Below are 12,111 nucleotides of genomic sequence, written 5' to 3' on the forward strand. Positions count from 1 at the left end.
GATTCCACACGATGCGCACGACCCGACTGTTCCTCGCCTTCGTGGCGGCCGCGTTCCTTCCCGTGGCCATGCCGGCCCGCGCCGAGCCGCCGGTGCCGCTGCTGTGGAAGGTGTCGGACGCGGACAGTTCGATCTACCTGCTCGGCTCGTTCCACATGCTGACCCGCGACGACTATCCGCTGGCCGCCGATGTCGAGGCCGCCTTCGCGGACGCCGAATCGCTGGCGTTCGAGCTGTCGCCGGAGGAGGCCAACTCGCCCGGACTGCCGGCGCAGATGGCCCGCGCCGCGCTGCGCAAGCGCCCCGGCACGTTGCAGCAGGACCTCGGGCCGCAGCTGTGGAGCCGGCTGGAGGCGTACGCGAAGGCCAACGGGTTGCCGCTCGCGCAGCTGGCGGCGTTCGATCCCTGGTTCATCGCCCTGAGCGTGAGCCTGACGGAGATGGCGAGGATGGGCCTGGATCCGGCGCTCGGCCTGGACCGGCATTTCATGGATGCGGCCGCGCGCGCCGGCAAGCCGGCCGCGGGGCTGGAACAGGCATCGGGCCAGATCGCGGTGCTCGCCGGCATGACGGCGCTGGAACAGACCCAGATGCTGGCCGAGTCGCTGGAGCAGGCCGAGCAGGGCCCCCGCGAACTGCGCGACATGCACGCGGCCTGGCGCGCCGGCGACGCGGAGCGGCTGTGGAACCGGATGGCGGCGGACATGAAGCGCGACTACCCGGCGCTGTATCGCCGGATCAACGTGGAGCGCAACGACGCCTGGCTGCCGAAGCTGGAGCGCGAACTGGCGCGCAAGGACGACGACGTCCTGGTGGTGGTCGGCGCGCTGCACCTGCTCGGCGGGGACGGCGTGGTCGAGAAGCTGCGCGCCAGGGGATACCGGGTGGAACGGATCTGCTCGGCCTGCGCGCGCTGAGCGCAGGCGTCCGCGCCCGCCGCCTCACGCCCTGCCGGGGTGCGGCTCCATCACGATGCAGTCCACCGGGCATGCGGGGACGCACAGCTCGCAGCCGGTGCAGAGCGCATCGATGACCACGTGCATCAGCTTGTTGCCGCCGATGATCGCGTCGACCGGGCAGGCCTGGATGCACTTGGTGCAACCGATGCAGTCGGCCTCGACCACGACCGCCACCTGCGGTGGCTTGTGCGTGCCGCGGGCGCGGTCATAGGGCACCGGATCGACCCCGAGCGCCAGGGCCAGCGCCCGCGCGCCGGCGTCGCCGCCGGGCGGGCAATGGCCGGTGCCGGCCTGCCCGCGGGCCATCGCCTCGGCGTACGGCCGGCAGCCGGGAAAGCCGCACTGGCCGCACTGGGTCTGCGGCAGCAGGCGGTCGAGGCGTTCGACCAGGTCGGGGGCGGAGGCGTCGGTCATGCGGCGGGTGGAGCGCGAGGGCCGCGCGTCGGCGGGAATTATCGCGCGGCCGCGGGTTTCAGGCGACGCGGCGGCCGCGGTACCAGCGCTCGTGCGCCAACGCGAGCATCGGCCGGTCTTCGCGGCTGTCGCCATAGGCATGGACCCGGGCGAACGCGGCCAGGTCATAGCGGGCGAGCACGTCGGCGGCCTTGTGCCGGCCGCGGTCCCCGTGCAGGTAGCGGCCGCTGAGCCGGCCGTCGATGTTCTCCAGGCGGTTGCACACCAGCTCCAGGCCGTGGCGCCGGCACCACGGCCGCAGGTATGCATCGAGCGAACCCGATACCAGCACCAGGGTGTCGCCGCGGCCGCGGTGCCACGCGATCCGCGCCATCATCTCCGGGCGCAGGAGGCCGGGCAGCACGTCTTCGGCGTAGCGTTCGCCGGCCGCCTCGATCTCGCCCGGATCCCGGCCGGCAAAGACCAGCCGGGTGACGCGGGTACGCAGCGCCGCCGCCGACACCAGCCCGATCCGGTAGCCCGCCAGCCACGGGCCCACGCTCCACTTCGCCGCGGCGAGCTGGCGCGGCGACGCCAGGCCGCGCAGGAAGCGCGCGTAGGTGTCGCAGGTGGTGACCGTGTGGTCGAAGTCGATCAGCGCCAGGTCCATCGGGGTCTCGACCGTGGCCGCGCGTCGGCGCGGCGGGTGTGCGCAGGACGCGACCGGCATGGCGCCGGCGCAGCGGCCTGTCCGTGCGGGCCGCGACGCCCGGGCTGGCGCCTTTACCGCACCGGCATGCCCGGCAGCGCGCCCGCGTCGGCGTCCAGCAGCGCCAGCGCGCCACCGTCGAAGCCGGCCGACAGGATCATCCCCTCGCTGACGCCGAAGCGCATCTTGCGCGGGGCGAGGTTGGCGATGAAGACCACGCTGCGGCCGACCAGCTTCTCCGGCTCGCCATAGCTGCCGCGGATGCCGGAGAAGATCTGGCGCTGGCCCAAGTCGCCGGCGTCCAGCAGGAAACGCAGCAGCTTGTCCGAGCCGTCGACGAAGCCGCACTCGAGCACCTTGCCGATGCGCAGGTCCAGCTTCGAGAAATCCTCGATGCCGATGTGCTGCGGGGCATCCGCGGCGGGCGTGGCCGCCACGGGTCTGGCCTCCGCCGGCTTCGCCTCGGCCTTGGCCGGAGTGGCGGGAGCGGCGGCGAGGGTGTCCTTGGAAGCGTCGGTCATGGCGTCGATGAGCTTGGGGTCGATGCGGGTGAACAGGGGCGAGTAGGACGCCGCCAGGGTGCGGCCGTCGAGGTCGATGCGGCGGTCAACGGCCAGCTCGACCCCCAGCCAGGCCTCGGCCCTGGCGACGGTGACCGGCACGACCGGCTTGAGCACGCCGGCGATGTCGGCGAAGGCCTGGATGGCGGTGCTGAGCACGACGTGCAGTTCCTCGCGCCGTGCCGGATCCCTGGCCAGCGCCCACGGCGCGGTCTGGGCGATGTACTCGTTGACCTGGTCGGCGGCGGTCATCGCGTTGCGCGCCACCGCGGCGAAGTTGTCGTCGGCGTACAGCACGGCGGCCGGGCCATGGGTGTGCGCCGCGACGCTGCCGAGAAGCGCGGCCCGCTTGCGCCAGATGTCGCCCAGCCCGTCGACATCGGCAGTCAGCGATGGCGCGGTCCACAGCACGTTGCCGAAGTGCGTCTCCAGCAGCTTCGCGCAGCGGCTGGCGATGTTGACGAACTTGCCGACCAGGTCGCTGTTCACGCGGGCGACGAAGTCGGACAGGTTGAGGTCCAGGTCGTCCACGCCGCCGGAGGACTTGCAGGCGAAGTAGTAGCGCAGCGCGTCCGGCTCCAGGCCCACGTCCAGGTAGGTGCGGGCCATGATGAAGGTGCCACGCGACTTGGACATCTTGGCGCCGTCCACGGTCAGGTAGCCGTTGACATGCAGCCGGGTCGGCGCGCGCAGGCCGGCCCCGTGCAGCACCGCCGGCCAGAAGAGGCCGTGGAAGTTGACGATGTCCTTGCCGATGAAATGGTGCAGCTCGGCGTCGCTGTCGCGTGCGAGGAAACGGTCGAAGTCCGCGCCGTTGCGCGCGCACAGGGTGCGGAAGCTGGAGAGGTAGCCGATCGGCGCGTCCAGCCAGACGTAGAAGTACTTGCCGGGCTGGCCGGGGATCTGGAAGCCGAAATACGGCGCATCGCGCGAGATGTCCCACGCGCGCAGGCCGCCCTCGGCGTCCAGCCACTCCATCAGCTTGGCCTTCACCCCGGGCAGGGCCACGTCGCCGGCCAGCCATTCGCGCAGGAAGGCCTCGAAGCGGCCGACCTCGAAGAAGAAGTGCTCCGAATCGCGCATTTCCGGGGTGGCGCCGGACAGCACCGACTTCGGCTCCCTCAGGTCGGTCGGCGCGTAGGTCGCGCCGCAGACCTCGCAGTTGTCGCCGTACTGGTCGGCCGAGCCGCAGTTCGGGCAGGTGCCCTTGATGTAGCGGTCCGGCAGGAACATGCCCTTGGCCGGGTCGTAGAACTGGGCCACGTTGCGCCGGCTGATGTGGCCGGCGGCGTCCAGGTGCGCGTAGAACAGCTCGGTCAGCTCGCGGTTGGCGGCCGAGTTGGTCGAGTCGTAGTGGTCGAAGGCCACGCCGAACGCGGCGAAGTCGCGCTCGTGGCTGGCCTGCATCCCGGCGATGAAGGCTTCCGGGGTGACCCCGGCCTTCTCGGCGGCGAGCATGATCGGGGTGCCGTGGGTGTCGTCGGCGCACACGTAGTGCACCGTGTCGCCGCGCATGCGCCGCGCCCGGACCCAGATGTCGGCCTGGATGTAGCCGACCAGGTGGCCCAGGTGCAGCGGGCCGTTGGCGTAGGGCAGGGCGTTGGTGACGAGCGCGGAGCGGGACATGGCGGGCAGGCTGCGGAGGGGCGGGGATTATCGCACGGGGGCGAAGCCGCACCCGCCGCCGCCCGGCGCATGGCCCGAAAAGCAGCGACCCGGCCGGGGCCGGGTCGCGGGCATGCCGTGGCGGGACGGGCTTACTGCCGGAGCCAGGTCTGCGACTTGCAGATGAAGGCGATACAGCCGGACACCTCCAGCTTCTTCCCGCCCTCGACGAGTTCCATCTTCGACTTGTAGACCTTGCCCTCGTCGGGCTTGAGGATGGTGCCGCCGGCGTACTTGCCGCCGCCGCTGGCCTTCATCCCGCGGATGATCTCCATCCCCGTGATCGGCTTGTTCTTGCGGTCGTCGCTGCACTTGTCGCAGACCGGGTTCGGCTTGCTCGGGTTGAGCAGTTCGACAATGTGGCCGCTGAGGGTGCCATTGGCCGCTTGGGTGATCTCGACGATCGACTTCGGCTTGCCGGTTTCGCTGTCGATGGTCTTCCAGCGGCCGACGACCGAGTCGGCGGCACTGGCGGCAAGCGGAACGGCGGCCAGCACGGCGCTGGCCAGCGTGACGAACAGGATGTTGCGCATGTTCCCCTCCCAGGGATGTGATCGGTCCGCCGTCGGAAGCAGGGACTGGAGACGTTATACCGCATCCGCATGCGTATGGATGTGGCTACGGCGGCGGCGGATCCTGCCTCGGGGCTTCCGCGGGGGGCTGGTCCCCACCGGCCGGCGGGAGCAGCGGCCTGATCCCGGCGGCAGGCACCTGCTCGACCTCGCCGACCGATACCCGTCCGGCGGGAGGATCCTTCCACAGGCTGTCGTGCCAGGCCAGGTACTGCGCCGGGTTCCAGTAGCGTTCGTCGTAGAACTTCGAACCATCGATCGAGATGGTGCTGTCGGGCCCGGGCACCTCGATCCGGACCGAGCCGGTGAAGCCGGTGCGGCTGCCGGTCACCTGTTTCTTTTCCCGGCGCAGGATGATGGCCAGGCGCGGCAGGGCGACATCGTCGCCATACTCGGCGTAGAGGGCTTCGCCGACGTCCAGCGCGCGCTGCCGCTGCTGCTCGTCCAGCTGGCTCCAGTAGAGCTCCCGCCATGCGGCGAAGCCTGCGTAGTCGCGCTCGGCGGCCAGGTCCATCCAGGCGTAGGCCTGCGCGGGATCCCTGGGCAGGCCGTTCCCGCTCCACAGCATTTCCGCCAGCATGCCCTGGGAGGGCTTGTCGCCGTAGCGCGCAGCCCGCTTGAAGAAGCGGACCGCCTGCTCGTGCTTGCCGGCCTTGAAGGCGTCCATCCCCAGCATCCGGTAGCGCAGGTCCGGATGGCCCTCGAGGAAGCCCGCGCTCAGGAGCGCGCTGTCGCCGGTCGGATCCGGCGGCGGCGCCGCCAGCAGCGCGGGAGACGCGACCACGAGCAGCAGGGCCGCGACCAGGGGTCGCAGGCGGGTGGGGTGACAGGTCATGGCAGCCGGGTCCTTTGGCAATGGGCGACGGGGTATCGTCCGCGAAGGCCCGTGCGGGCGCATGCGCCTGTGGTCACGGTCGGGCCGCGCGCGGCCCGGCTCCGGTCACGGCGCGGCGCCGTCTGCCCCTGTCGACTGGCCGATGTGGCGGTCGAAGAACGCGAGCATCCCGGTGTAGAGGGCGACCCGGTTGTCCACTTCGTAGAAGCCGTGCATCTCGCCTGACTGGATGACCATGCCCTCCGGCGGGTTGCCCGCCGCGGTCAGGGCCTTGGCCATCAGCTCGGTCTGTTCCGGCGGGGCACGCATGTCGCGGGCGCCGGCGGCGAGGTAGACCGGGATCTTCACCTCGGCCGCGCGCCGCGCCGGCGAGTTCTCGGCCCACCGCTTCGCGTCGGTGCCGTGCGTGCGGCGCAGGAAGCGCTGCCCGGATTCGCGTTCCGGGATGTCGCCCTTCTCGAACATCATCGCCACGTCGTACACCCCGACGTAGCCGAAGGCGCACTTGAACATCCCGGGCGCGCGGATCGGCGCCATCAGCGAGGAATAGCCGCCGAAGCTGCCGCCGTACAGGCAGATGCGGTCGCGGTCGGCGAAGCCGCTCCTGACCGCCCACTGGGTGGCGTCGATGATGTCGTTCTGGATTCCCTGGCCCCACTGCCCGTGGCCGGCATCGCGGAAGGCGCCGCCGTAGCCGCCGGAGCCGCGGAAGTTCACCTGCAGCACCGCGTAGCCGCGGCTGGCCAGGAGTTGTGCTTCCTGGTTGAACGCCCAGTCGTCGCGCGGGCCGATCGGACCGCCGTGCGGATTGACGATCATCGGCAGGTTGCGTCCGTCGGACCCGCGGGGGATGGTCAGGAAGCCGTGGATCGTCTTGCCGTCGCGTGCGGTGAAGCTGAAGGGCTTGACCGCCGCCATCGCGTCCTTGTCCAGCTTCGGGCGCCGCTTCATCAGGAAGCTCGCCTTGCCCGTGTCGCGGTCGTACAGGTAGAGCTCGCCCGGGTTGGTGTCGCTGTACACGGACACCACGATCTTGCGGCCGTCACGGGTGTGGCTGGAGAAATCCACCATCTGGCCGCCGAACGCGCCGGCCAGCGAAGCGTACAGCTCCGCGTCCGGGTGCGCCTCGTCCACCAGCGTGACCGCTGGCGCGCCGGCCTCGGTCACCACCGCCACCAGCGCCGATTCGTCGGTCGACCAGATGTAGCGGGAGACCTCGGCCTGCCGGTCCTGGAACAGCGGCTTGAACTGGCCCGTGGCGGTGTCCAGGGTGCCGACCGCGGCCGGCGCGCGGCCGTCGTCCTGGGTCACGAATACGGTGCCGTCGGCGGCGGTGTGGAGGATGTCCAGGTGCCGGCCACCGGCCGTGGAGGCGTTGACCAGCGTCCAGTCGCGGCCGTCGCGGCGGTACAGCTCGGTGCGTTCGTCGTACTCGCCGTCCTCGTTCTGGCTGGAATAGCAGACCGCGAAGCGCGCCTGCTTGGCCTGGTCCAGCGCGATCCGGCAGTTCTCCCGCGGCGCCCGCCCCATCGACAGGCGCCGTCCGTTGAGCACGTCCACCTTGAACAGCTCGCTGCCTGCGCCCTCGCTCGAGCGCGGCGAACTGGCTTCCATGATCACGAACTGGTCGTCGTCGCGCAGGGTGTCGACCAGGCGGAAGCGTTCGGAGGAGAGGGCCTTGCCGCGCTGCGTGGCGTCCAGCGTGCCGTAGAAGATCAGCGGCCGGGGCTGGGAGCCGTCGGCATTCACCGCGAACCATTCGCCCGTGTTGAAGGGCTGGGCGTAGCCGCCCATCTTGCGCACCGCGTTGAACATCAGCCGTTCGGGGCCCACCCACTCGAACGAGCCGACGCTCTTCTTGTCCGGCAGCTGGGTGACGTTGGCCACCTCCATGCTGTCGGTGCGCATGACCGTGAGCACGTCCTGGTCGCCGCGGTCCACGGTGATGGCGAGGTAGCGGCCGTCCGGCGAGATCTTGGCGGTGCCGAAGGCAGGATGGTCGACGAAGTCGCGGATCGCCGCGGGCGCGGCGGTTGCGGTGGCGGATGCGAGCAGGCCGGCGGCAAGCAGGCGGGCGGCAAGGCGTGGCTTCATGGTGTCCCCGTTGGAAATCCCCGCTTCGATGGTAGCGGAGGGCGCCGGGCGCGTGCGTGTCCCGGGCACGTCCGGTGCAAAAAAAAAGGCCCGGCGTTGCCGCCGGGCCCAGGTGGAACATCGCGATCCGATCAGTTGAACTGGTAGGTCGCTTCGAAGCCGACCTGGCGGCCGATCGGGTCGAACGCGCGCCAGAAGTACGGGTACGTGTAGTTGGTGATGTCGGTCGGATGGTGGTTGTCGAAGATGTTCACCACCGAGACGCGGAAGGTCAGGTTCTCGGTGATGTCCTTGGCGACGCTCGCGTTCCAGGTGATGTACGGCCCGATGCGGGTGTCGAACTCCGGATAGGCCACCGGCACGGTCGGATCCCAGATCGGGGTGCTGCCCAGGCGGTTCATGAACACCGTGGCGGCCCAGTCGTCCAGCTTCCAGTTCACGGTCAGGCGGACGCGGCTGCGGTTGTCCAGGTTGCTGTTGAGGTCGCGGTAGCTCTGCAGCGGCTGGTCTACCGACAGCTTCTGGGTCTGCTCGAGCACGTGGGTCCACTGCAGCGACGTGTTGAAGTCGCCGAAGCGGTCGGTGTCGAACTGGTAGCGGACCGTGCCGTCGATGCCCTTGGTGCCGAGGAACGACTGGTTGATCGGCCCGGAACGGATCTCCGTGAGCGCGCCGGTTTCCGGGTTGCGGTCGATGCGCGAGGTGATCGAGTTGCAGTAGCCGCTGCCCGCGGCATGCGGGAACGTGCTGCCGTTGGGGTAGCTGCCGGTGATGCAGCCCAGCTCGGCGGCCAGGATGTCGGTGCCGCTCAGCACCGCGACCACGTCGTTGAGTTCGATCTGGTAGTAGTCGGCCGAGAACGACAGGTCGTCGGTGGCGTCCCAGACGAAGCCGGCGGTCCAGGAGTCACCCGTCTCTTCCTTCAGCGTCGGCTGGCCCTCGGAGGTGGTGAAGACCTGGTAGCTGTAGGTCGCGCCGGAGGTCGAGCAGACGTTGCCGCTGGTGCTGATGCCCGCCTGGTAGCAGCGGTAGTAGTCGGTGACCGTGCCGAACGAACCGCTGGGCTCGGAGAACACGTAGTGCATGTCCGGTGCCTTGAAGCTGGTGGCGTAGTTGGCGCGCAGCAGCAGCGAGTCGATCGGGCGGAACTCCAGGCCGGCGCCCCAGGTCGGCGCGGCGTCCACTTCGGTGATGTCGTCGTACTTGTCGTAGCGACCCGCCAGGCTGGCGGTCAACATGCTGAACAGCGGGATCTTGAACTCCACGCCGGCCGCATAGCGGTTGCGGTCGCCGCCGCCGCCGGTGCCGGTGAGGTTGTAGATCTCGCGCACGTCCGGCAGCAGGCGACGATCGCTGTCCACCCGGTAGCTCTGGCGCTGGGCTTCGACGACGCCGGCGAACGACAGCGGGCCGGCCGGCAGTTCCCAGAGGTCGCCGGACAGCACGAAGTTGCCGGCGCCGTTCCGGGACTCGGCCTCGTAGTGGACCATCGTCGACATCGAGCGGTAGTCCGCCGCCGAGATCGGGCCGTAGAAGCGGTCCAGGTTGAGGCGGTAGACGGGCAGGCCGTTGGGCACGCCCGCCAGGCCGGTGTAGGCGCCCTGGCCGGTGGTGCCGAGGCGGTTGCCGAGGAAGAACGCGGTCGCGCCTTCCACGGTCATGCGCGGACGGTCACGCACGATCTCGTAGCTGGCGCCCGAAAGGGTCAGTTCCCAGTCGAAGCGGTCGGCCATGGTGCCGCGCAGGCCGACGGCCAGGTCCAGGGAGTTCTCCTCGAACTTCTGGAAGGTGCCTTCCTCGCCGCCATAGGTTTCCGGGGTCAGGGCGCGGATCGGCAGGACGCGCATGCGCAGGTCCGGGTCGTAGAACGTCGCGTTGGACTGCGGGCCGCCGAACCACTGTTCGACGCCGCCGCCCAGGCGGCTGCGCGAGTTGAACGCCATCACGCTCGCCCAGCCTTCCAGGGTGTCGGTGAGGTTGAGCGTGCCGTAGACGTAGCCCGACAGGTCGTTGCTGCCGTTGGCGACGGTCTGCTCGGCCGGGTAGCGGTCGTAGCCGCATCCCGGGCCCAGGTTGGCGCCGGTGGAGGAGCTCGTGTAGAAGTGCGGGTCGTAGAACGGGCTGCCGCTGCAGTCGCGACCGGCCGGCATCACGTAGCCCTGGGTGGCGCCGGTGCTGCTGATGCGGCGGATCTGGATGCCGATCGGCGGCTGGTAGCCACCGCGGCCGTTGCCGTTGGCGAGCGGGAAGGTGCCCGGGGGAGCCGGGTTGTCCTCGGCCGAATCCATGAAGTCGCGCTGCCAGCCGAACAGCGGCTCGACGTTGTACGACTCGAACGCGTAGGTGACGCTCCAGTTGTCGCCGGTCCTGCCGCCGACCCACTGGATGTCACCCATGTCGCGGCCACCATCGGTCGAGGTCTGGCCCTTGACGCGCAGGACGTTGCCTTCGAAGCCCGTGCGCAGCACCACGTTGACCACGCCGGCGACGGCGTCGGACCCGTAGACCGCCGAGGCGCCACCGGACAGGATCTCGATGCGCTCCACCGCCGCGGCGGGGATGTTGCCCAGGTTCTGGAAGTTGCTGCGCCCGTTGTACGGGAACGGATAGTCGTTTGCGCGGCGGCCGTTGATCAGCAGCAGCGTGCGGCCCGGGCCGAGGCCGCGCAGGTTCACCGGGCTGGCGTTCGGGGTGAAGCCACCGGCGGCGTTGAAGTCGTTCTGGACCGAGCCGGTGTTCTGGTTGATCGAGTCGATGGCCTCGGCGACGGTGACGAAGCCTTCCTGGCGCATCTGCTCGGCGGTGATCACGGTGACCGGCGACGGACCTTCGATCTGTGCGCGCTTGATGCGCGAGCCGGTCACGGTCACCTTGTCCAGGTTGGTGGTGCCTTCCGCCGCGGCGGTGGCCTGCGCCGGGGTTTCGGTTTCCTGTGCAAGCACCTGGCCGGCCACCAGCGGCAGGACTAGGGTGGAAATGAGCGCCGCGCTCAGGCGGCTACGCTTGGGCGCGTAGTAGCGCTTTTTCATCGATGGGATCCCCTAACAAGTTCAAGAAGTCGGCTCACCCCGAGCCAAACTGAATACGGCCATAACAAATGACCTGGCCCGACCTTAACACGCTTTTAATTCCAGATGCATCCATTTGTCACAATGACGTCCGACACGGCTGATGACCTGATTTCATGAGCAACTTTCCAACGTTCATTTCGTCCCTGCAGCACCTGGTCGAACCCGGCAGCGGGCTCGCCCTGACCGGGCCGCAGGCCCGCTGGGAGGGGCGCGCCGACGCGCACGGTTTCCACGTCGAGCTGACCACCGGCTTTCCCCTGGCCGCGGCGGCCGCGTCCGCGATCCGCGACGAGGTCGCGGCGCGGGCCCTTGCCGCCGGCAGCGCGCTGGCATCCTTCGACGCACGCCACCGCATCGCCGCCCATGCGGTGCAGCCGGGCCTGTCGCCGGCCGCGCGCGTGCGCAACGTGATCGCGGTGGGGTCGGGCAAGGGCGGGGTCGGCAAGTCGACCACGGCGGTCAACCTGGCGCTGGCCCTGCAGCGGCTCGGCGCGAAGGTCGGGCTGCTCGACGCCGACGTCTATGGCCCCAGCGTGCCGGCCATGCTGGGCCTGTCCGGGCGGCCGGAGAGCCCGGACGACAAGTCGATCGAGCCGATGCGCGCGTTCGGAGTGGAGGCCATGTCGATCGGCCTGCTGGTGGACACCGACACGCCGATGATCTGGCGCGGGCCGATGGCGACGTCCGCGCTCACCCAGCTGTTCACCGACACCCGCTGGGGCGACCTGGACTACCTGGTCATCGACCTGCCGCCGGGCACCGGCGACATCCAGCTGACCCTGGCGCAGAAGATCCCGGTCGCCGGCGCGGTGATCGTGACCACGCCGCAGGAGATCGCCACGCTCGACGCGCGCAAGGCGCTGAAGATGTTCGAGAAGGTCAACGTGCCGGTGCTGGGCATCGTCGAGAACATGGCCGTGCACGTGTGCAGCAACTGCGGCCACGCCGAGCACCTGTTCGGCCAGGGGGGCGGCCAGGCGATGGCCGCGCAGTACGGCGTGCCACTGCTGGGCTCGCTGCCGCTGGACCTGCGCATCCGCGAGCAGGGCGACGCCGGCACGCCGGTGGTCGCCGCGGCGCCGGACTCGGCGCCCGCGCAGGCGTACCTGGCCGCGGCGCAGGCGCTGGCCGCGCAGCTGGCGGCGCGGCCGCGCGCCTCGATCCCGATCGCCTCCACGCTGGCCTGAGCCGGCGTTCCCCGACCGTGGCGGCGGTGGCGGCTGCCGCCGCCGGTCGCCTCCGCTAGAATCGCG

Annotated in this window: 9 protein-coding genes; 2 read left to right on the forward strand and 7 right to left on the reverse strand. The window is 70.2% G+C overall.

Annotated features, from left to right (window positions below; genetic code table 11):
- Positions 1-11 precede the first annotated feature (11 nt).
- Positions 12-917, forward strand: a complete 906-nt coding sequence (locus ACA089_RS01990; protein WP_372012895.1) for a TraB/GumN family protein — start codon at positions 12-14, stop codon at positions 915-917.
- 24 nt (positions 918-941) lie between these two features.
- Here the strand turns inward: ACA089_RS01990 and rnfB are convergent, their stop codons facing one another.
- The 7 genes from rnfB to ACA089_RS02025 form a co-directional block, all read right to left on the reverse strand.
- Positions 942-1,373, reverse strand: coding sequence for an Rnf electron transport complex subunit RnfB (gene rnfB / locus ACA089_RS01995; RefSeq protein ID WP_372012897.1), 432 nt, complete (start codon positions 1,371-1,373; stop codon positions 942-944).
- 58 nt (positions 1,374-1,431) lie between these two features.
- Positions 1,432-2,022, reverse strand: a complete 591-nt coding sequence (locus ACA089_RS02000) for an HAD family hydrolase (protein WP_372012899.1) — start codon at positions 2,020-2,022, stop codon at positions 1,432-1,434.
- Between the two features lie 113 nt (positions 2,023-2,135).
- Positions 2,136-4,247 carry a methionine--tRNA ligase gene (gene metG, locus ACA089_RS02005; protein ID WP_372012901.1) on the reverse strand — a complete coding sequence of 704 codons (2,112 nt, stop codon included), beginning with the start codon at positions 4,245-4,247 and terminating at the stop codon, positions 2,136-2,138.
- 131 nt (positions 4,248-4,378) lie between these two features.
- Positions 4,379-4,819, reverse strand: coding sequence for a DUF2147 domain-containing protein (locus ACA089_RS02010; protein ID WP_372012903.1), 441 nt, complete (start codon positions 4,817-4,819; stop codon positions 4,379-4,381).
- Between the two features lie 85 nt (positions 4,820-4,904).
- Complete coding sequence (locus ACA089_RS02015; protein ID WP_372012905.1) at positions 4,905-5,693, reverse strand: tetratricopeptide repeat protein; 789 nt, start codon at positions 5,691-5,693, stop codon at positions 4,905-4,907.
- Positions 5,694-5,798: 105 nt separating this feature from the next.
- Positions 5,799-7,787, reverse strand: coding sequence for a S9 family peptidase (locus tag ACA089_RS02020; protein WP_372012907.1), 1,989 nt, complete (start codon positions 7,785-7,787; stop codon positions 5,799-5,801).
- A 131-nt stretch (positions 7,788-7,918) separates the two neighbouring features.
- Complete coding sequence (locus ACA089_RS02025; RefSeq protein ID WP_372012909.1) at positions 7,919-10,816, reverse strand: TonB-dependent receptor plug domain-containing protein; 2,898 nt, start codon at positions 10,814-10,816, stop codon at positions 7,919-7,921.
- 155 nt (positions 10,817-10,971) lie between these two features.
- Between ACA089_RS02025 and apbC the strand changes: the two genes are divergently transcribed.
- Positions 10,972-12,045 carry an iron-sulfur cluster carrier protein ApbC gene (gene apbC, locus ACA089_RS02030; RefSeq protein WP_372012910.1) on the forward strand — a complete coding sequence of 358 codons (1,074 nt, stop codon included), beginning with the start codon at positions 10,972-10,974 and terminating at the stop codon, positions 12,043-12,045.
- The last annotated feature ends 66 nt before the right edge of the window (positions 12,046-12,111 follow it).

The organism is Pseudoxanthomonas fibrivorans (assembly GCF_041464125.1).
Lineage (GTDB): Bacteria > Pseudomonadota > Gammaproteobacteria > Xanthomonadales > Xanthomonadaceae > Pseudoxanthomonas.